Annotated in this window: 12 protein-coding genes; 8 read left to right on the top strand and 4 right to left on the bottom strand. The window is 57.1% G+C overall.

The features are described from left to right. From fdhF to HB779_RS08990, 5 genes are all read left to right on the top strand, one after another. The gene (fdhF, locus tag HB779_RS08970; protein ID WP_188345373.1) at nt 1-2,886 is read left to right on the top strand and encodes a formate dehydrogenase subunit alpha; all 2,886 of its coding nucleotides are present in this window, start codon (nt 1-3) and stop codon (nt 2,884-2,886) included. A gap of 2 nt (nt 2,887-2,888) precedes the next feature. Next, nucleotides 2,889-3,821, top strand: coding sequence for a formate dehydrogenase accessory sulfurtransferase FdhD (gene fdhD / locus HB779_RS08975; protein ID WP_188345374.1), 933 nt, complete (start codon nt 2,889-2,891; stop codon nt 3,819-3,821). Continuing rightward, nucleotides 3,814-4,062, top strand: a complete 249-nt coding sequence (locus HB779_RS08980; RefSeq protein ID WP_188345375.1) for a formate dehydrogenase subunit delta — start codon at nt 3,814-3,816, stop codon at nt 4,060-4,062. The genes fdhD and HB779_RS08980 overlap by 8 nt, the downstream gene beginning before the upstream one ends. A gap of 164 nt (nt 4,063-4,226) precedes the next feature. Next, nucleotides 4,227-5,882, top strand: a complete 1,656-nt coding sequence (locus tag HB779_RS08985) for an OFA family MFS transporter (protein ID WP_188345376.1) — start codon at nt 4,227-4,229, stop codon at nt 5,880-5,882. A 363-nt stretch (nt 5,883-6,245) separates the two neighbouring features. Continuing rightward, nucleotides 6,246-9,743, top strand: coding sequence for an autotransporter domain-containing protein (locus HB779_RS08990; protein WP_188345377.1), 3,498 nt, complete (start codon nt 6,246-6,248; stop codon nt 9,741-9,743). 59 nt (nt 9,744-9,802) lie between these two features. On the opposite strand, the gene HB779_RS25330 is transcribed toward HB779_RS08990, so the two are convergent. After that, entirely contained in the window at nt 9,803-9,994 is a 192-nt protein-coding gene (locus HB779_RS25330) for a hypothetical protein (RefSeq protein ID WP_210302614.1), read from the bottom strand. A gap of 110 nt (nt 9,995-10,104) precedes the next feature. Here HB779_RS25330 and HB779_RS08995 point away from each other — a divergent pair, with 110 nt between their 5' ends. From HB779_RS08995 to pbpC, 3 genes are all read left to right on the top strand, one after another. Continuing rightward, on the top strand, nt 10,105-11,001 hold the full coding sequence (locus tag HB779_RS08995) for a LysR substrate-binding domain-containing protein (RefSeq protein ID WP_188345378.1): 897 nt from the start codon (nt 10,105-10,107) through the stop codon (nt 10,999-11,001). Nucleotides 11,002-11,076: 75 nt separating this feature from the next. Continuing rightward, complete coding sequence (locus HB779_RS09000; protein ID WP_188345847.1) at nt 11,077-16,524, top strand: alpha-2-macroglobulin family protein; 5,448 nt, start codon at nt 11,077-11,079, stop codon at nt 16,522-16,524. A 202-nt stretch (nt 16,525-16,726) separates the two neighbouring features. Continuing rightward, nucleotides 16,727-18,811, top strand: coding sequence for a penicillin-binding protein 1C (gene pbpC, locus HB779_RS09005; RefSeq protein WP_188345379.1), 2,085 nt, complete (start codon nt 16,727-16,729; stop codon nt 18,809-18,811). 51 nt (nt 18,812-18,862) lie between these two features. On the opposite strand, the gene HB779_RS09010 is transcribed toward pbpC, so the two are convergent. From HB779_RS09010 to HB779_RS09020, 3 genes are all read right to left on the bottom strand, one after another. Next, nucleotides 18,863-19,192 (bottom strand): RcnB family protein, encoded by a 330-nt coding sequence (locus tag HB779_RS09010; RefSeq protein WP_188345380.1) that lies wholly within the window; start codon nt 19,190-19,192, stop codon nt 18,863-18,865. 208 nt (nt 19,193-19,400) lie between these two features. After that, nucleotides 19,401-19,607, bottom strand: a complete 207-nt coding sequence (locus tag HB779_RS09015) for a hypothetical protein (RefSeq protein WP_188345381.1) — start codon at nt 19,605-19,607, stop codon at nt 19,401-19,403. Nucleotides 19,608-20,295: 688 nt separating this feature from the next. Continuing rightward, nucleotides 20,296-21,552, bottom strand: coding sequence for a D-amino acid dehydrogenase (locus HB779_RS09020; RefSeq protein ID WP_188345382.1), 1,257 nt, complete (start codon nt 21,550-21,552; stop codon nt 20,296-20,298). Between the last annotated feature and the right edge of the window lie 54 nt (nt 21,553-21,606).

Genomic DNA, 21,606 nt, shown 5'->3' on the forward strand with positions numbered 1-21,606 from the left:
ATGTCCCTGATCCACGAAATTGATTTCGGTACACCGGCCTCCCAATCCGAAAAGCTCATCACGCTGACGATCGATGGCAATGAAGTCACGGTTCCCGAGGGTACCTCTCTTATGCGCGCCGCGATGGAAGCCGGCATTCAGGTTCCCAAGCTTTGCGCCACCGATATGGTTGATGCATTTGGTTCCTGCCGTCTTTGTCTGATTGAGATCGAAGGCCGCAATGGCACGCCGGCATCCTGCACCACGCCTGCAATGGAAGGTCTTGTCGTCCACACACAGACCCAGCGCCTGAAGGATATCCGCAAAGGCGTGATGGAGCTCTATATTTCGGACCATCCGCTGGATTGTCTGACCTGCGCTGCCAATGGCGATTGTGAATTGCAGGATATGGCAGGTGCCGTCGGTTTGCGCGATGTGCGCTATGGCTATGAGGGCGACAACCACGTCTTCGCCAAGTCCAAGACTGATGATATTTCCAATGACCGCTGGATGCCCAAGGACGAATCCAATCCTTATTTCACCTATGATCCGGCCAAGTGCATTGTCTGCTCGCGTTGTGTTCGTGCCTGCGAGGAAGTGCAGGGCACCTTTGCGCTGACCATTGAGGGCCGGGGTTTCTCCAGCCGCGTTTCGCCCGGCATGCATGAGAATTTCATCGATAGCGAATGCGTCTCTTGCGGCGCCTGTGTGCAGGCCTGCCCGACAGCAACGCTGACGGAAAAATCGGTCATCCAGATCGGCCAGCCGGAACATTCAAAAGTGACGACCTGCGCTTATTGCGGTGTCGGCTGCTCGTTCAAGGCGGAAATGCGCGGCGAAGAACTTGTCCGCATGGTGCCTTACAAGGATGGCAAGGCCAATCGCGGCCATTCCTGCGTCAAGGGCCGCTTTGCCTATGGCTATTCCACCCACAAGGATCGCATCCTCAATCCGATGATTCGCGAAAAGATCTCCGATCCATGGCGCGAAGTCACGTGGGACGAGGCCTATAAACATGTCGCCAGTGAATTCCGGCGCATCCAGTATCAGTATGGCCGCAATTCCATCGGTGGTATTACATCGTCCCGCTGCACCAACGAGGAAACCTACCTCGTGCAGAAACTGGTTCGGGCCGGTTTTGGCAACAACAATGTGGATACCTGTGCCCGCGTCTGCCATTCGCCGACCGGTTATGGTCTGAACAAGACCTTCGGCACATCCGCAGGCACGCAGGATTTCGACAGTGTCGAGCATACAGATGTGGTCATCGTCATCGGCGCCAATCCGACAGATGGCCACCCGGTTTTTGCCTCGCGCCTGAAGAAACGCCTGCGCAAGGGTGCCAAGCTTATTGTCATCGATCCGCGTCGGATTGATCTGGTGCGCTCGCCTCATGTGGCCGCCGCGCACCATCTGCCTCTGCGTCCCGGTACCAACGTGGCTGTCCTCACATCGCTGTCGCATGTGATTGTCACCGAAGGTCTCTTCAACGAAAAATTCATTCGCGAACGTTGCGGCTGGGATGAATTCCAGGATTGGGCTGCCTTCGTTTCGGCCCCTGAACATAGCCCCGAAGCCATCGAACAGCTGACAGGTGTGCCGCCGCAGGCACTGCGTGAGGCAGCCCGCCTGTTCGCTACCGGCGGAAATGGCGCGATCTACTATGGCCTTGGCGTGACTGAACACAGCCAGGGTTCAACAACAGTCATGGCCATTGCCAATCTTGCCATGGCGACCGGCAATATCGGACGCAAGGGCGTGGGCGTGAATCCGCTGCGCGGCCAGAACAACGTGCAGGGCTCCTGCGATATGGGCTCGTTTCCGCACGAGCTTCCGGGCTATCGCCATGTTTCGGGTGAAGCCACCCGCGATATCTTTGACAAACTCTGGGGCGTGAAGCTGCAGGACGAGCCGGGTTTGCGCATCCCCAATATGCTGGATGCAGCCGTCGATGGTACGTTCAAGGGCATCTATATTCAGGGCGAAGATATTCTTCAGTCCGACCCGGATACAAAGCACGTTGCTGCCGGTCTCGCCGCGATGGAATGCGTTGTGGTTCACGATCTCTTCCTCAATGAGACCGCCAATTATGCGCACGTCTTCCTGCCGGGTTCGACCTTCCTCGAAAAAGATGGCACGTTCACCAATGCCGAGCGCCGCATCAACCGCGTGCGCAAGGTGATGTCGCCGCTGAATGGTTTTGCCGATTGGGAAGTCACGCAGCATCTGGCGCAGGCCATGGGTATGAACTGGAATTATACGCATCCATCGCAGATCATGGATGAAGTGGCTCTGACCACGCCCAGCTTTGCCGGTGTTTCCTATGAGCTGCTGGAAAAAGAAGGCTCGGTTCAGTGGCCGTGCAATGAGAAGGCGCCTTTGGGCACACCGATCATGCATATTGACAGCTTTGCTCGCGGCAAGGGCAAGTTTGTCCGTACCGAATATGTTGCGACTGACGAGCGCACAGGACCGCGCTTCCCGCTTCTTCTCACCACCGGCCGCATCCTGTCGCAGTATAATGTCGGTGCGCAAACGCGCCGTACGGATAATGTTATCTGGCATGAGGAAGACCGGCTGGAAATCCACACGCACGACGCCGAACAGCGCGGTATCCATGATGGAGACTGGGTAAAAATATCAAGCCGCTCGGGCGAAACCACCTTGCGGGCACTTCTCACCGATCGTGTCTCGCCGGGTGTGGTCTATACGACCTTCCACCATCCGACGACGCAGGCGAATGTGATCACCACGGACTTTACCGACTGGGCGACGAACTGCCCTGAATACAAGGTCACAGCAGTTCAGGTTGGTGCCTCCAATGGGCCCAGCAAATGGCAGATTGAGTATGATGAACAAGCCCGCAAGAGCCGGCGCATTGTTCAAACTCTAGACGCGGCAGAATAGCGATGGCCGGGCGCTCCACACGGCTGACTGTTCCGCGCATAACCCGCCGTCGCAAGGGCGAGGGTGATGTCTATGCGACCGACAGCCGTATGGTGCCCGAGGAAACGCCCATCGCTTTCAGTTATAATGGCACGACCCATGCGGTGATGATGGCAAGTCCTGCCGATATCGAGGATTTTGCCATTGGCTTCAGTCTGTCAGAAGGCATTATCAGCAAACTCGCCGAGATCAGCGAGATTGCCATTGAAGATCACGGCGAAGGCATCGATGTCCAACTGGTCTTGGCCGATGCAGCAGGCCAGGAGCTTACCGACCGCCGCCGCCGCATGGCTGGACCAGTCGGTTGCGGGCTCTGTGGCATTGAATCCATTGAACAGGCTCTGAAACCGGTTGCCTCCGTCGACAAAGCATCACTGCGCCTGACGCCTGACGATATTTCACAGGCTGTTCGCCTGTTGTCGGCTATGCAGCCGCTGCACAGCGAAACCGGTGCAGTTCATGCTGCGGGCTTCTATGTGCCGGGTACGGGTGTTGTGCTGGCGCGCGAAGACGTTGGTCGGCACAATGCACTCGACAAATTGACGGGCGCGCTCTGTCTTTCCGGGATCAAGGGTGAAACCGGAGCGGTTGTGATCACCAGCCGGATATCTATCGAAATGGTGCAGAAGGCCGCTATAGCCGGTGCATCGGTGCTCATTGCAGTCTCAGCGCCGACAGCGCTTGCCATCCGCACTGCCCAATCGGCAGGGATGACCCTTGTGGCGCTGGTGCGTGGCAACGAATTTGATGTCTTTACCCGGCCCGAGCGTATTTCCGGCATCGGTGCCGCGCTTGAACCGACGCTGGCAGATACCGCGCCCGCAAGCCCGAATGCCGATGCCGCTACGTCAACCCTCGTGCAGAGTCCAAACGTTCGATTGGTGCAATATGGATAATGATAATCACAAGACGACAGCTGACAAGCTCGTCTACATGGCCAACCAGATCGCAACCTTCTTCCACACGCAACCTAAGGATGAGGCTGTGGAAGGTGTCTCCAACCATATCAATCTTTTCTGGGAATCGCGCATGCGCACCCAGCTTTTCATCATACTCGAAAAAGAAGACAACGGCCTTGATCCGCTTGTGATTGAGGCAGCTGCCCATATTCGCAAGCCGGGATCTGTCCCGGCTTGATGCTTTTTTAAGCCCTATTTTTCAAGGGCTTTATCATGATGTGCCTTTCCGTTCGGGGGAGCGAACGCATAGGCATCAAAAACAAGAACACGATCCGGACCATATCCAAACTGAAATATTAAAACTTGAATTACCGCCACAGGGGCTTGGAGGAGAAGATTCACATGTCAGCAACAGACAGAGCAGAACCGGGAGTCTACGCAAACCCGGGCATTCTTGATCGCGAGCGCATTGTCGCCAAGGCGGGTTTCAACCGCTGGTTGGTGCCACCCGCAGCGCTTGCCATCCATCTTTGTATCGGTATGGCCTACGGGTTCAGTGTATTCTGGTTGCCGCTGGCGCAGGCCATCGGTATTCAACAGCCGGTTGCCTGTGCTGATCTCAACCTTGTTTCCGCCCTGTTCACGACCAGTTGCGACTGGCGTGTCAGCGATCTCGGTTGGATTTACACTCTGTTCTTCGTGCTGCTTGGTTGTTCCGCTGCCATCTGGGGCGGCTGGCTCGAACGCGCCGGACCGCGCAAGGCCGGTGTTGTTTCCGCTCTCTGCTGGTGCGGCGGCATGGTGCTGGCTGCAATCGGCGTCATGATCCACCAGCTCTGGCTGATGTGGCTTGGCGCTGGCGTCATCGGCGGTATCGGCCTTGGTCTTGGTTATATCTCGCCAGTCTCGACCCTGATCAAATGGTTTCCGGATCGCCGTGGTATGGCAACGGGTATGGCCATCATGGGATTTGGCGGCGGCGCGATGATCGGATCACCGCTTGCCAATCTCCTGATGAACCATTTCAAAACCCCCGACTCCGTCGGTGTCTGGCAGACCTTTCTGGTCATGGCTGCCGGTTATTTCGTTTTCATGATCTGTGGTGCCTTTGGATATCGGATCCCGCCCGCAGGCTGGCGCCCGGAAGGCTGGACACCGCCAACCGATGCCAAGGCGATGATCACCACCCGTCACGTCCATCTGCGCGATGCGCACAAGACAAAGCAATTCTGGCTCATCTGGGCCGTGCTCTGCCTGAATGTTTCCGCTGGTATTGGTGTTCTTGGAATGGCGTCGCCCATGCTGCAGGAAATCTTCGCGGGCAAGCTGCTCGGCTTGCCGGATGTTGGCTTTGCCCAGCTTGATACTGGTCAGAAAACGGCGGTTGCGACCATTGCGGCAGGTTTCCTCGGACTGCTGTCGCTCTTCAATATCGGCGGCCGCTTCTTCTGGGCTTCGCTGTCTGACCGTCTGGGCCGCAAGGCAACCTACTTTACGTTCTTTGCTCTTGGCATTGTGCTCTATGCGCTCGCGCCGACAGCAGCGCATTTGGGCAGCCAGGCGCTGTTCGTGGCGATATTTTGCGTCATCCTGTCAATGTATGGTGGTGGTTTTGCTACCGTGCCAGCCTATCTCGCCGATATTTTCGGTACGCAGTTTGTCGGCGCTATCCATGGCCGTCTGCTAACGGCATGGGCAACGGCGGGCATCGTTGGCCCTTTCCTCGTCAATTATATCCGTGAATTCCAGATCAAGGCCGGTGTGCCGCGTGCACAGGTTTATGATCGAACCATGTATATTCTGGCGGGTATGCTGGCACTGGGTTTCATTGCCAACTTCTTCGTGCGTCCACTAGCCTCGAAATGGTTCATGTCGGACGCGGAAGTGGCGGCATTGCAGGCAAAGACCAAAACGGCGGATGCGGGTGCATCCGGTTCCTTTGGTATCGGTCACGGCGGGCTGGATGCCAAGGCCGCGCTGGCCTGGGCGGCTGTAGGCATTCCGATCCTGTGGGGTGTGTGGATGACGCTGCAGCAGGCAATGATCCTGTTCAAGTAAGATCAGAGGTTTAAGAAACAAAACAGGCTCCGGAGACGGGGCCTGTTTTCGTTTGAGTCCCGGGCGGCATGCATGTCGCACGGAGGGGAAACACCAGCCATAGATATTCCTCTGGTCTATTGATCCGATAACTTAATATCATTTTTCACCGGCTTCCGGTTATGCGTATTTAATTTCGGGGCGCCGTTGCCAGCCCATATGGCAAGGGCGAATGCGAGATCGGATTATTGACCAGAACGAACAGTATTTTCTGCGCAATTGACCAGCGGCTTTGTCCCGTTGCGCGCGCTCCGGCTCGAGAGCCATTTCACCGCATTACTCAATGAAAATTTGAAAACAGTAAGTCAGAGGGGACTTCATTTTATGCATATTTCAGCCATACCACGACGCCGTCTCACGAACCGTGGCAATTTGAAGGCAAGCCTTTACGCCAGCGTTGTGCTTTCCGCCGCACTTATCGCCGGAGCTGGCTCACAGGCCATCGCGCAGGCCGCACCAGGCAAATATTTCAATGCGGATGGTTCAAGAACCAATGATCTTGAGGCGGCGGCTGCGACTTGGCGCACCCTAGAATTCAATTCCGAGTGGGGCTTGGGCGCAATGAAAGCCGAATATGCCTATGCGCGGGGACTCACAGGCAAAAATCTGGCCACCGGCGAGCGCATCAAAATCGGCATCGTCGATTCCGGGTTTTATAATATGCACTATGAGTTTTCGCCGACGTCGAGATTTCATGCAGTCTTCGCCAAAGATCCCAATGCACCGGCTGACCCTTATAATCCGGATGGCATTTCGGGCAATTGGATCAGGGGTGCAAACGATAGCCATGGAACGAAAGTTACGGGTGTCATCAGTGCTGCCAGAGACAGTAAGGGCATGCACGGGGTAGCATTCGACGCCGATATTTACGTCGGCAATACCAGAGGCACAGATTCGCTGTGGTTTGGCCCGGCTCCCCAACCAGCCTATTCGAATTCAACAGCGAGTTATCTGGCCTCTGTTTACGATGCAGTGGCTGCACAGGGTGTGCGAATCATCAGCAACAGTTGGGGCAGTCAGCCGCCGACTGAGAATTACTCCACACTGGCCAATCTGGTTGCGGCCTATCAGCAGCACTATGGCAAGAATACCTGGATCGACGGCGCTGCTCGGGTGTCCACCAGCAAGGACGGCAAGGAAGGCGTTATCAACAATTTCAGCGCAGGCAACTCCGGTTACGATAATGCCAGTATGCGCGGTTCATTACCCTATTTCCGCCCGGAACTCGAAGGGCACTGGATGACGACAACTGGTTATGCTGAAGAGGGCGCGCAAGGTTACAACAAGTGCGGTATTGCCAAATACTGGTGCGTAATGGCACCAACCGGAGTGCAAACTACCGGTATCAATGGCGTTCTGAGCAATGGCTTTAACGGCACATCGGCAGCGGCACCACACGCGTCTGCGGCTTTGGCGCTGATCATGCAGCGCTTTCCCTATATGACCAATGAACAGGCACTGTCTGTGCTATTCACCACAGCTCAGAATATGGTGGCTGATCCCAGTAAATCTCCTCATGATAACGATACTCTCTACACCATAGTCACTCCTCTCAAAGCGAGTGAAGATGGTATTCCAAATGCTCTGACTGGCTGGGGACTTGTGGATTTGCAAAAAGCCATGAATGGCCCCGGTCAATTCTTGGGGCGGTTTGATGCCAATCTGGGTTCCGGCCTTGCAGACGAATGGTCGAACAACATATCCGATGTTGCCATCCGCGCCCGGCAGGTTGAAGACAAGGCCGAGCACGATACATGGGAACAGACCAAAATTGCCAAAGGCTGGCAGAGCGGTCTTCCCGCCGGGGCCAGCGATGCGGACAAGCTCGCCTACCAGATCGGCACAGACCGCGATAATGCTTACCTCTCCCGCATCTATGTCGGTGGGTTGACGAAATCCGGTGACGGCCAGCTAACCCTGACAGGCAAAAACACCTATACGGGCGATACGATTGTCAATGGCGGCGAACTGGCCATTGGTGCGGGCGGATCGATCACTTCAGCCTCATTCGTCAATGCAACGGGCTTGCTGAGTGTCGATGGCACGGCGGCGGCAGCCACTATCAATGAGGGTGGATGGCTGAAGGTCAACACATCGGGTGTGACCGGTGATGTGACGCTGAATGGTGGCATGGCTTCAATTGACGGACACAGCGGCAACGCGGCAGTAAACAGCGGCGGCACGCTTGGCGGCAATGGTTTTGTCGGCGGGTTGGCCGTGCATGCGGGCGGGACGGTTGCGCCGGGCAATTCGGTTGGCAAGCTTGGCGTTAACGGCGATGCGACGTTCGAAAAGGGCAGTGCCTTTGCGGTCGAGATTACGCAGGACATGAACCGCGCCGATCAGCTGGCCGTGGGCGGTCAGGCCATTCTGCTGGGCGGCGTGGTTTCGGTCTCTCTGGAAGGCTCCAAAACAACGCTCAGTGAAGGCGAAATCGCCGGGCTGTTTCACCAGAACTACGCTATCCTCACGGCAGCGGGCGGTATCAAGGACAAGGGAATTTTTGAACAGGTTCTGCCCCAGTACAATTACATCACCACATCGCTCCTTTATACCGACAATGCAGTTAGCCTCGATTTCGATCTGACCGACGGAGCCAAAAAAGCCAAGGCAGATGCTGACGAGCAGGCACGAATCAGCGCCTTGAAAGAGCGCGTCAAAAACCTAGTGCTGGTTGGTGCCGATACCAGAAACCAAAAGAGTGTCGGCGCTGCCATCAAGATGCTCGATCTGGGCAATCCGCTGCTGGATGCGGTGCTGTTCTCGAAAGTCGGTGACGTCTTCAATTATGACAGCCTCTCCGGCGAGATCCATGCCTCGGTCCAGGGTGTGCTTGCCGAAGACAGCCGCTTTGTCCGCGATGCAGCATCAAGCCGCATCAGGGCAGCCTTCGGGGACGGAACAGGTGCCAAGGCATCCGCACCGGTGCTGGCCTATGGTCCGGATGGTGCGGAGCAAGCAGGGGCACTGGCTTCAGCCGATACCAAAACCACTGCCATCTGGGCCGAAGGCTATGGTTCATGGAGCCAGCGCGATGGGACAAGCAATGCATCCGGGCTTTCCCGCAATGTCGGCGGCTTCGTCACCGGGCTTGATGGCATCATTGCCGACGGGTTGTTCCATTCCGATTGGCGTCTTGGCCTTCTGGCCGGCTATGGCAACACATCCATCCATACGGATCGCGGTCATGGCTCCGCCGACAGCTATCAGGTCGGTGTCTATGGCGGCACCAAGCTGGATGCCATAACCTTAAGCCTTGGTGCCAGTCTTGCCCATCATGCAATCGACACCAGCCGCAGGGCGCATCTTCTAACCATTGATGAAGGCGATGATGCCACCTATACGGCCAAGTCCGTGCAGGTGTTCGGTGAAGCCTCCTACCGCATCGATACGCCCTATGCTGCACTCGAACCCTTTGCCGGGGCAGCTTACGTGCATCTGAAAACCGATGGCTTTGCCGAGACCGGCGGCTTGACGGCGCTCTCATCCGCTGGCGACAGCACGGACCTCACCACCACAACGCTCGGGCTCAGGGCTTCGCACGGCTTTGCCATCTCCGATGCCACCATCCTTACCGCCCATGGCATGGCGGGCTGGCGGCATGCTTTTGGCGATACGGCACCCACGGCCAATCTCGCCTTTGCGGGTGGTTCGGCTTTCTCCATCGACGGACTGCCGATTGCACAGGACACCGCACTGGTCGAAGCCGGGTTTGATGTCAATATCGGTAAAGCCACCAACCTTGGCATCAGCTATAACGGCCAGTTCTCAGAAAATGCTCATGACAATGCCGTCAAAGCCGATCTGACCGTGAAGTTCTGATCTGCGTCAACGGCGCGAACATTTAAACAGGCTCCGCTCGCGGGGCCTGTTTTATTGTGTCAGCAACTGCGCAACGCACGGGGTTCGAACGGCAAGTCCGACAATTCGTCAAGGCACATGGCTTGCAGCGCCGGGTGAGAGAGTGGATCGCGCCGCCAATTGTCGGCTGCGGCGTCGTTGACAATCTCATGGTGTTTCCGGGTCGCTGCCAGAGTTTCCGTGAACAAGTTTGTTAGCCAGAAAATCTTCATCAAACAGCTCCTATGAATCGAGGAATGTGTTATTTTGTTCTTGTTTATGGTGATCATCAATCAAGAATGGTGATATCGTCATTTAGAAAAACTTGATGAAGAGTACTGATATGAAGAACTTGAATAGGGTTCACATCAACGGGTTGAAAGCTGTCGAAGCCATTGGAAGGCTGGGCTCGCTGCCAAGCGCGGCGGCGGAGCTTGGCGTGTCCGTCAGTGCCGTCAGTCAGCATCTGATCCGCACCGAGGGGCAGATTGGCCATGCAATCTTTGACCGGACGCGGGCAGGGCTGGTGCCGACATTCTTCGGAAAATCGTTTATTGCCCGGCTGGAGGAAGCGTTTCAGCATCTGTCAAAGGCGGTGGCCATGGCGGATGGTGTTGATCAAACTTTGCTGCTTTCGGTTGCCCCAACCTTCGCATCGAAATGGCTGGTGCCACGCTTGGGACGATTACGGGCGGCTCATCCCGATATGAAAATCCGCATCGATCCGTCGCCGGGTATTCTCGATCTGAAGAATTCGGATATCGATCTGGCGATCCGGCTTGGCAGCGGTGACTGGCTGGATGGCGAGCCAGAATGCCTCCTGCCGCAAAAAATGTTTCCGGTCTGCACGCGTGCCTTTGCCGAACAGCTGCGCGGTCCGGCCGATATTTTCAGTCAGCCGATCATTTGCTACGAGAACCCGATGTTCAGCTGGGATGAGTGGCAGGCAGCAGCAGGGCTTGATGGTCCTCTGGCATTTGACGGCCCGACATTTTCCGATCCGTGGCTTGCCATTGAAGCAACAATCAGCGGGCAGGGCATCATGCTGGCCTGGGAACTCTTCGTTGAAGACACGCTGGCCGATGGGAGGCTGGTTGCGCCTTTTCCGCTGCGCGTGCCCTCCGATATCGCTTATTGGCTGGTTTCTCCCAAAAATCGTAAGCCGACGCCACAAATGCAGCATTTTCAACGATGGATACGTTTCGAAATCGCCGAAGACATCCGCGCGCCTACCGCATGATCTGTTGACAAGTTATACTGAAGTTTGAAGAGTGCGGCTCACCACCATGGGTAGCGTTGGGAGGACTTCATGTCTATGCGCGCGGTTATCGGCTTTTCAGCCTTTCTTTTCACGTCTTTGGCTGCCGCCATTCCTGTTGGCGCTGCTGAAACGAATCGCGACATCGTCACGACGAAAGATGGCGACTATTTCGGTTTCGACCTGCGTACAGAACAGGATGTGACGCTGGAACAATGCGAAGCCGTTTGCCTTGCTGAAAGTGACTGCAAAGCCTTCACCTATAATCCCAAGGTGAAGTGGTGCTTTATGAAGTCGGACTTCAACCAATTGCACAGTTTTCCCGGTGCCATCGCCGGCAAGGTTGTCGAGACAACCAGCGAGCCGGATATTGGCGCGCCGCCCAAATTGGCATTCCTTTCCGACCAGATTGTTCAGGATGCGCGTCAGGTGAAGCTGCGGCTTGGCGTAACCGATGAGCTGAAGGCACAGGGTGTCGACGCGTTGAAAAGAGCCGCGCGCGACCAGCTGGCAGGCGGGAACATCGAAAACGCGCTCAATGCCTTCAAGAACGCGCTTGCTGTATCACCGGATGATGCCGATCTGTGGATCGAGACTGCCCGTGCGGCCAACAAGGCTGACAAGAATACCTACATTGCCGGGCAGGCTGCGCTTGCTGCGCTGAATGGCTATCAATTGACGCGAACCAAGCAGAGCCGCGCCGATGCGCTGGCTGTACTGGCAACGTCTCTGCAGAATGCGCAGAATTACCGGACGGCGCTAAATGCCTACAAGGCCAGCCTTGCGCTTGTCGATGCCAAAACCGTCAACGCGGTCTATCTCGATCTGAAGGCGCGTCAGGGATTCCGTATCGTCAATCACACAATTGATGCGGACAGTGCAACGCCACGGGCTTGCGTGCAGTTTTCCGAACCGCTGGTCAAGATGGGTACGGATTACACCCCTTTTGTCACGCTGGACAGTGCCGCGCCCAAGGCGCTGGAAGCCAAGGGCAACGAGATTTGTGTTGAAGGTCTCACCCATGGTCAGCGCTACAAGATGGCTTTTCGTGCAGGCCTGCCATCCTCGGTAGGGGAGCCGCTGGAAGGTCAGGTCGATCTGGATATTTACGTCAAGGATCGTTCAGCCACGGTGCGGTTTACCGGTGACAGTTTCGTCCTGCCAGGCACCGCACGCCGGGGCATCCCTATTGTGTCCGTGAATACAACCAGTGCCAACCTGAAGCTGTACAGGATCGGTGATCGCGGTATCGCCTCGTTGTTGACCAGCTCGCAATTCCTGACCCAGATCGACAGCTACAATGCCCAGAAACTGCAGGATGAATCGGGTGAACTCGTCTGGCAGGGTGCTATCGACATCCAATCCGATCTCAACAAGGACGTGGTAACGAGCTTCCCGGTTGACGAGGCTTTGCCCAAGCGCAAGCCCGGTGTCTACGTGCTGACCGCTGTCTCGCCCGATGCCCGTGGCAGTGAATGGGATTCACAGGCAACCCAGTGGTTTGTCGTCTCCGATATCGGTCTTTCCACCTATACAGGGACCGACGGCCTGAACGTGTTCGCCCGCTCGCTCGCCAGCGCCCAGCCTTTGATTGGCGTTGAGTTGCAGCTTCTGGCCAAAAACAATGAAATTCTTGGCACAGCCATTACCGATACGGATGGCCGGGCAACGTTTACCGCCGGGTTGCTGCGCGGCACCGCCGCCATGACGCCCGCTGTCATCACCGCCAAGAATGGCGATGCGGATTATGTTTTCCTTGATATGACGCGTGCCGGCTTTGATCTGTCTGATCGTGGCGTTACAGGCCGCGCCGCGCCGGGTGCTATCGACGTACTCGCCTGGACTGAACGCGGCATATACCGCGCCGGTGAAACTGTGCACGCTTCGGCACTTGCGCGCGATATCAGTGCCAATGCCATCGAAAACCTGCCGCTGACTTTCGTGTTCCGGCGGCCAGATGGCGTCGAGGATCGCCGCATGGTCAGCGATGGTGCGCAGCTTGGCGGTCATACGCTTGATCTGGTGCTGCAGGCCAATGCCATGCGCGGCACGTGGAACATGCAGATTTATACCGATCCCAAGGGTGCGCCCATCGGCGAAAAATCGTTCATGGTTGAGGATTTTGTGCCGGACCGGATCGAATTCGACATGACCAGCGAGGCGAAAGCGATCGAGGTGGGTGCCCCGGCGCCAGTCACTGTCGATGGCCGTTTCCTCTACGGTGCTCCGGCGGCAGGCCTTAATCTTGAAGGCGAAGTCAGCCTCAAAACGACGCATGAAGATGCCAACTTCAAGGGCTACCGTTTCGGTTTGGCCGACGAGCAGGCCAATGAAGACACGCGTATTCCGCTTGAGGATTTGCAGGCTCTCGATGAGAACGGCAAGACGACGTTTGACGTGACTTTGAACGAAGTCCCATCCACCACACAATTGCTCAATGCCAACGTTGTGGTGCGTATGCAGGAAGCCGGTGGCCGCGCCATTGAGCGAACCCTGACGCTACCCGTCAGGTCGCAGGGCCCGATGATCGGCATCAAGCCGGAATTTGACGGTGATCTTGCCGAAAACTCCGTGGGTAAGTTCCACATCATCGGTGTTGACCGCAATGGCCAGAAGCAGGCCATGAGCGGCCTCAGCTGGAAACTGGTTGGCGTCGAGCGCAACTATCAATGGTACCGTGACGGCAGCTCGTGGAAGTATGAGCCCATTGTTTCGACCAAGCTGATCGCCAATGGCAAAGTCGATGCGTCAGCGGATGGCGCTGAAATTTCTGTGCCTGTCACCTGGGGCCGCTTCCGGCTTGAGGTGGAAACAGCAGAGGCGGATGGCCCGACGTCCAGCGTTGAGTTCGATGCCGGTTACTACGTGGCCGCGACATCCACTGAAACGCCGGATGGCCTCGAAATCGCTTTGGACAAGGACATGTATGCGGTTGGTGATACCGCAAAACTGAAAGTATCGCCGCGCTTTGCCGGTGAATTGCTGTTGACCATCGGCGCGGAAAATCTGCTGACAACCAAACATGCCAGCATACCGGCGGAAGGCGGCGAGGTGGAAATTCCTGTGACCGCCGACTGGGGTGCCGGCGCTTATGTCACCGCGACGCTTTTCCGTCCGGGCGATGCGCAGGAAAGCCATATGCCGATGCGCGCTATCGGTGTGAAATGGCTTGGGGTGAACCCTGCCGACCGCAACCTTGCGGTGAAATTGGACACGCCGGAAAAAACCTTGCCACGCCAGCCTTTGAACATACCTGTTCAGGTGACGGGTGCGGGGGTAGGCGATACGGCGTTTGTTACCGTTGCCGCAGTGGATGTCGGTATTCTCAATCTGACTCGATATGACGCCCCCAATCCCGACAGCTGGTACTTCGGTCAGCGTCAGCTCGGGCTCGAAATCCGCGATCTCTATGGCCGTCTGATCGATGGCTCACAGGGTGTTACCGGCCGGTTGCGCACCGGCGGCGATGGCGCGCAAATGCCGTTGCAGGGCAGTCCGCCCACCGAAAAGCTCGTCGCATTCTTCTCCGGACCGGTCAAACTGGACAAGGATGGGAAAGCCAATGTCAGCTTCGACATTCCGCAATTCAACGGCACGGCACGTGTGATGGCTGTGGCCTGGTCAAAAGCGGGTGTTGGCCATGCGAGCAAGGATGTGATCATCCGTGATCCGGTCGTGGTTACTGCGAGTTTGCCGAAATTCATGGCTCCCGGCGACAAGGCCAATTTGCGGCTTGATATTGCCAATACGGATGCTCCGGCTGGTGACTATCAGTTGCAGGTGACCAGCAATCCGGCAGTTGCAGTGGATCAGAAAGCCGCGTCGCAAACCGTCAAATTGACGGCAGGTGGAAAGTTTGACGTTACATTGCCACTCAATGGAAGTCAGTCCGGCGACGGTGTTGTCTCGGTCAAGCTATCCAATGCGGCTGGCATCTCGCTTGAACAGTCGCTGAACATTCCGGTGCGGCCTGCATCATTGCCTGTCACGGTGCGCAATCCCATCAAGATTGCGCCTAACAGCACTTTGAAAATCGATCGGGAACTCTTGGCGGGCAGCATTTTGCAGGGCGCTTCGGTCAGCCTGAACGTCTCGCGCTCGTCAGCCTTCGATATTCCAGCCTTGCTGATGTCGCTTGATCGCTATCCCTATGGTTGCGCCGAGCAGACGACCAGCCGGGCCATGCCGCTGCTTTATCTCAGCGAAATGACCAAACAATCCGGTCTTGCCGATGATGGTGACGTGCAGAAGCGAGTACAGGAAGCCATCTTCCGCGTCCTGTCCTATCAGTCATCGACCGGCAGCTTTGGCCTGTGGAGCCCTGGCTCGGGTGATCTATGGCTGGATGCCTATGTTACCGACTTCCTGACCCGCGCCCGCGAACAGAAATATGACGTGCCTGAAAAGGCACTCGTGCAGGCACTGGAAAATCTGCAGAACTCATTGAGCTATGATGTGAACGTCAAGGATCAGGGCAATCAGATTGCCTATGCGCTTTATGTTCTCGCCCGCAACCGCAAGGCCGCGGTCAGCGATCTGCGCTACTATGCCGATACGAAGCTGCAGGAATTCCCGACGCCGCTGTCGCGCGCCCATCTGGCTGCGGCGCTGGCGCTTTATGGCGATGCACAGCGGTCGCAGAGCGTCTTCACCGACTCGCTGCAAATGTCGACCAAAGCCACCAATGTCAGTCTCGTTCGCTCGGATTACGGTTCGTCTTTGCGTGATGATGCGGCGGTTCTGGCGCTGGCGGCCGAAAGCCGTCCGGTACCGGCGATCATTCCGCAATTGTCGAAGATTGTTGCCAAGGAATGGGAGCGTAAGATTTACACAAGCACGCAGGAACAGACTTGGATGCTTCTGGCTGCACGCGCCATTCAAGGCGGCGACAGTGATCTGAAGCTCAGCATCAATGATGTGGCGCATACGGGTGGCTATGCCGCGCGCATGACTGGCGAGCAGCTGATCGAACAGCCCGTGAGCATTACCAACAACACAAGCGAGGCTGTATCGGCGGTGGTAACGACGGTTGCTGCGCCTGCCCAGCCTTTGCCAGCTGGTGGTGACGGCTTCAATATCCAGCGCACCTATTACACACTCGATGGGGCGGAAGCCAATGTCAGCGAAGCCAAGCAGAACGAGCGCTATGTGGTTGTCCTCAAGGTGACCGAGAACAACAAATGGCCATCGCGAGTGCTGATCACCGACCTGCTGCCAGCCGGTTTCGAGATCGACAATCCGGGTCTGGTGGATAGCGCGAAGCTGTCGAACTTCGAATGGATCGGTGAGGTTGAAGCCGCCCATACGGAGTTCCGCAGTGACCGCTTTGTTGCCGCCTTTGATCGGAACACCAGCGACAACCGGGAGATCACCTTGGCTTATGTGGTCCGCGCGGTGACACCTGGAACCTATGATCATCCGGCTGCAAGCGTTGAAGACATGTACCGCCCGCAATTCTCGGCCCGTACAGCAACGGGCCGGATGGAGGTTGTGGCGGCACAGTAAATCGGGAAGAGACCAGTGTTGATGCAGAATATGCTGATTTCGCACCCCTTCACCCCCCCTTGTGGGGAGGGTCGGACTGCAAGTCCGGGGTGGGGGGTCGTTTTATGTCTGACACCCCCACCCCGCCGCTACGCAGCGAGCTTCCCCGCAAGGGGGAGGGTGGGGCAGGCTCTCCAGTCTTCACGTTACGGCTTTTATTCTGATGATCACGTGGCGCACATTCTGCATCGGCCTGTCCGCCAATCTGGTGATAGCAACGGCTTTGGCATTTGGTCTTGATCTGGCGGACAAGACGTTTCCACCACCGTTGCAGCACGCGCGCGAAGTCTCGGCCGAAGTCGTCGATGCCGACGGCCAATTGTTGCGCGCTTTCGCCACCTCGGAAGGGCGCTGGCGCTTGCAGACCACTGCCGCCGACGTTGATCCGCAATTTGTCCGCATGCTGGTGGCCTATGAAGATCAGCGCTTCTGGCAGCATCGCGGTGTCGATCCGCGCGCGCTGGCACGCGCAGCCCTGCAATTGGTCAGCAACGGGCGTATCGTCTCCGGCGCCTCTACACTTTCGATGCAGCTGGCCCGTTTGATCGAACCGCGGGAAGGGCGCTCGCTTACGGCAAAATTCGTCCAGCTGGTTCGTGCCATGCAGATCGAGCGGCGCTTGAGCAAGGCGGAAATCCTTGATCTCTATCTGACCCACGCGCCCTATGGCGGCAATCTTGAGGGCATCCGCGCTGCTAGCCTCGCCTATTTTGGCAAGGAACCACACCGTCTGAGTGTTGCCGAATCTGCTTTGCTGGTAGCGCTGCCGCAATTGCCGGAAAAACGCCGGCCGGACCGTAATCTGGCGGCGGCAAACATAGCGCGCGCCCGGGTCCTGCAACGGATAGCGGTTGCCAATATTGTCGGTGATGATGAGTTGCAGCGCGCGGGACTTGTTCCCATCCCAGCGCGCCGGATGCAGCTTCCGGCTTATGCGGCGCATTTGGCGGAGGCCGCCCTGCGCAAGGAACCGCAGGTCCGGCGTCACCAGACAACCCTGCGCCGTCCCATCCAACAGGGGCTTGAAGCCGTTGCCAAAAGCGCGGCAGGCAAGCTCGGACCGAAAGTCTCCATGGCGATGGTTATGGCGGATATACGCACCGGCGAGATTGTCGGCGAGGTGGGGTCGGCGGATTATTTCGACGCCAGCCGCTCCGGCTGGATCGACATGACACGGGTCATGCGCTCCCCGGGGTCGACGCTGAAACCTTTCATCTATGGTTTGGCCTTCGAGGACGGGCTGGTCTCGCAGGAAACCATCATCGAGGATCGGCCCGCCGACTTCTTCGGCTACCGTCCGCGCAATTTCGATATGAGCTATCAGGGCGATGTCAGCATCCGGCAGGCCCTGCAATTGTCGCTGAACGTGCCCGCCGTCCGCCTACTGGATGCCGTGGGACCAACGCGGCTCATGGTACGCTTCCGCCGCGCGGATGTGCGGCCAGTATTGCCGTCCAATGAAACACCCGGCCTTGCAATTGGGCTTGGCGGCGTCGGCATTACACTGAAAGATCTGGTGCAGCTTTACGCGGCGCTTGCCAATCGCGGCAGACCGGTGCTGCTTGGCGATGGTATTCAGGGCAAGCCGCAACCCATCGAGGCGGAACCACTGCTGGAACCGGTCGCGGCGTGGAATGTGGCTGATGTTCTCTCGGGCGTCATGCCGCCTCTGGGTGCGAGCCAGCGCGGCATCGCCTACAAGACCGGCACCAGCTATGGCTATCGCGATGCCTGGTCGGTTGGTTTTGACGGCAATTACGCGCTTGGTGTCTGGGTTGGCCGCCCGGACAATGGCGCGGTTCCGGGCATTACCGGTTTTGGAACAGCCGCACCGATTCTGTTTGAAGGTTTTGTCAAATCCGGCATTCCCGTCACGCCATTGCCAAAAGCGCCTGGTGGTGCCGTGCGTATTGCTCAGGCACAACTGCCAATCAGCCAAAGACGCTTCACCAAAACATCCAGCGGCCTGCTATCCGCATCGACACGCGAACCCGCCCCGCAGATTATCTATCCACCGGAAGGCGCGCGTATTGAACTCGGCGTGAAGACTGGCGGCGCTCTCTCGCCGCTTGCCTTGAAGCTGCAGGGCGGGCGGGCGCCATTCCGCTGGCTTGCCAATGGCAAACCGCTGCCGGACACTTCGCGCCGCCGCGTCAATGAATGGGTGCCGGATGGCGGCGGCTATTCCACCCTGACGGTGATCGATTCCGCCGGCCGCGCTGCAAGCGTGCGGGTGTTCGTGGATTAGCAAACAAAAAGCGGCGCCACAGGCGCCGCCTTTGCAATCTGTCGGGCAGATTTACCGTCCGTTGATCATCGATGCGATGACGCCTGATGCGATGCTGATCATCACGTAGTCATTGTTGACGCGCACCCAGTGATAGCCGCGTGGCGGTGTCTTTAGATGATAGCGGTGATAGTCGCGCACAACATTGCGGCGATAGCTATTGGGCAGTTGATGGCCACGCACCCAGCGCGTCTTTTTGATGACGGTGCGCTCATGGATGACCCGCTTCTTGACCATGCGGTCCTGCTGTTGATGGCCATAGCCGTTTGGCTGCTGTTGCGCGAAGGCTGCAGGCGTTGCAATCAGGGAAATGGCAAGAGCTGCCAATGCGATCTTTTTCATTTTGTTTCCTCGTCAGTTGCATGGATTAATCGAAACACCATGCTGTTTTACGAGGCCGGACATGAATGAGAACTGAACGCTAATCTAAACAATTTGTAATGTTTTAAATGAGTTAGGTGGAAAAATGTTGGCCAAAGGATTGCCGGTGATCTGAGGAACTGCCTGCACTTGTTGTAGGGCGCAAAATCGGTTGGCACGGCGCGCAAGATCAGTTGGCAGTAGAGCAGCGTCCGATGAAGCGGTAGGCGCCGGTGCCGCGCAGAGCAAAATGGGAACGGTCCCAGCCTTCGCTCTGGATGCGCTTGTGCATGCCGGATTTCGATTCGGGCAGGCCCTTGAGCGGCCCCTCGGCGGCGGCCGCAAGTTCGCTGGCGGTAAACCAGACCTGCATGGAAGAGGGAGAAGCAATGTCCATCAAGTTGCCCCCCATTTGACCTTTTTGACCTGTTTGAACCGCTCGATGCGCTGCGCAGACTCTTTGGCAAGGTAAAAATTGATCAAGGATTGATAGCGCTCCTCGACCACGATCAGCCCGAATTTATGGGCCACAAAGCCGAGAAGATCAATGCAGTCCCATGCCGCTTGATGAGATTTACGGGCATCTGTCCGCCTTTTTCGGTCTGTCGCCCGATACGGTCAGGGCCTATCACAAGCGCGCGCGCCGGAAGGTTCGCCAGGCGAGGCAATCCGCAGAAGCGCGGTAATCGACGCCACAAACCGGCGCATTTCGAGGGGACACCACAACAGTGGCCAAATAAGCCGATTCTCACATAAGTCATTGATTTTATTATGGTGTCCACTCGCGCCGTTACTGCCATCTTTGGTAGACACCACAATATTGCAAGTGCCTGATATTTCAGGGTTTTTACCTTGCCTGCCGACGCAAGTTCACTTGTCAGTGCCAGGTGAACTTGCGCATTGCCGCCCGCCGTCATTTTCCGAGAGGCAGCCTAAGTCTCTGTTTTACAACAGAAATACAGCTAAGTCCGCCTAAGACAATTTAGGCCCGTACTGCCAACCGTTCTTGCGTGTTACAACATGTTCCCTGCTTTGTCTGCCCGAAAAACAACTTATCCGGGCAGATGATGCGCAATGAACTTACCTTAAGCGTAGCGGCTGATGCCGAGCTCTGATGCATCCACATCAGGTGTTTTGCCGGAAACAATATCCGCCAGAACTCGTCCGGAACCGCAAGCCATGGTCCAGCCAAGTGTGCCGTGACCGGTATTAAGGTAGAGATTCTGGTACTTGGTACCGCCGCCGATAATGGGCGGGCCGTCTGGTGTCATCGGGCGCAGGCCGGTCCAGAAACTCGCCTTCTCAAGATCGCCGCCGCCCGGGAAAAGATCGCCAACCGAATGCTGCAGCGTGGCTTTGCGGGCATCGCGCAAGGTGAGATCATAACCGGAAATTTCCGCCGTACCGCCCACGCGGATGCGATCCCCAAGCCGGGTGATTGCCACCTTGTAGGTTTCATCCATGACGGTCGAAACCGGCGCTGCATCAGCATCGGCAATCGGCACGGTGATGGAATAGCCCTTGATCGGATAGACCGGGACGTGCACGCCTGCACGGCGCAGCAGGAACGGCGAATAGCTGCCGAAGGCCACGACATAGGCATCGGCGGTGAGCTCTTCAGTTTCCGTTGACACACTGGCAATGCGGTTGGCGCTGGTATTGATCGAAGTGATGGTGGTGTTGAAGCGGAAGGTCACGCCCTTTTCCGCTGCCATCGCCGCCAGTTTTTCCGTGAATATCTTGCAATCGCCGGTCTCATCTCCCGGCAGGCGCAGACCGCCGACAAATTTCTCGCGCACATTTGCCAGCGCCGGTTCGGCGGCGATACAGCCAGCCGGATCAAGAAGCTCGTAGGGAACGCCGAATTGCTTGAGCACTTCTATATCGCCCGCCGTGCCGTCATACTGGCTCTGCTTGCGGAACAATTGCAACGTACCCTGGCTGCGTTCGTCATAGGCTATGCCGGTTTCAGCCCGCAAATCGCGCAGCGAGTCGCGGCTATATTCGGCAATCGGCACCATACGGATCTTGTTGCGGGCATAGCGGGCAGAGGTGCAATTGCGCAGCATCCGCACCAGCCACAGCGCCATATAGGGATCGAATTTCGGCCGCACGACGAGCGGGCCAAAGTGCATCAGCATCCATTTGATAGCTTTGATAGGAACACCGGGGCCAGCCCAGGGGGAGGAATAGCCGGGTGAAATCTCGCCAGCATTGGCAAAGCTGGTTTCAAGAGCGGGACCGGGCTGGCGATCAACCACAACCACTTCGTGCCCTGCCTGTGCCAGATACCAAGCTGACGTGACGCCAACGACGCCACTTCCAAGGACGAGAACTTTCATAGCCGGAGGCTCCTTTAGACAATGCGGCTATGCCATATCTTTTTCAGATCAGGG

This window comes from Phyllobacterium sp. 628, from assembly GCF_014189505.1.
GTDB lineage: Bacteria > Pseudomonadota > Alphaproteobacteria > Rhizobiales > Rhizobiaceae > Phyllobacterium.

Bases quoted from the DNA above. Each gene is read 5' to 3' on its own strand.
- fdhF (WP_188345373.1), top strand. From the start codon at position 1: ATGTCCCTGATCCACGAAATTGATTTCGGTACACCGGCCTCCCAATCC.
- fdhD (WP_188345374.1), top strand. From the start codon at position 2,889: ATGGCCGGGCGCTCCACACGGCTGACTGTTCCGCGCATAACCCGCCGT.
- HB779_RS08980 (WP_188345375.1), top strand. From the start codon at position 3,814: ATGGATAATGATAATCACAAGACGACAGCTGACAAGCTCGTCTACATG.
- HB779_RS08985 (WP_188345376.1), top strand. From the start codon at position 4,227: ATGTCAGCAACAGACAGAGCAGAACCGGGAGTCTACGCAAACCCGGGC.
- HB779_RS08990 (WP_188345377.1), top strand. From the start codon at position 6,246: ATGCATATTTCAGCCATACCACGACGCCGTCTCACGAACCGTGGCAAT.
- HB779_RS25330 (WP_210302614.1), bottom strand. From the start codon at position 9,994: ATGAAGATTTTCTGGCTAACAAACTTGTTCACGGAAACTCTGGCAGCG.
- HB779_RS08995 (WP_188345378.1), top strand. From the start codon at position 10,105: ATGAAGAACTTGAATAGGGTTCACATCAACGGGTTGAAAGCTGTCGAA.
- HB779_RS09000 (WP_188345847.1), top strand. From the start codon at position 11,077: ATGCGCGCGGTTATCGGCTTTTCAGCCTTTCTTTTCACGTCTTTGGCT.
- pbpC (WP_188345379.1), top strand. From the start codon at position 16,727: ATGATCACGTGGCGCACATTCTGCATCGGCCTGTCCGCCAATCTGGTG.
- HB779_RS09010 (WP_188345380.1), bottom strand. From the start codon at position 19,192: ATGAAAAAGATCGCATTGGCAGCTCTTGCCATTTCCCTGATTGCAACG.
- HB779_RS09015 (WP_188345381.1), bottom strand. From the start codon at position 19,607: ATGGACATTGCTTCTCCCTCTTCCATGCAGGTCTGGTTTACCGCCAGC.
- HB779_RS09020 (WP_188345382.1), bottom strand. From the start codon at position 21,552: ATGAAAGTTCTCGTCCTTGGAAGTGGCGTCGTTGGCGTCACGTCAGCT.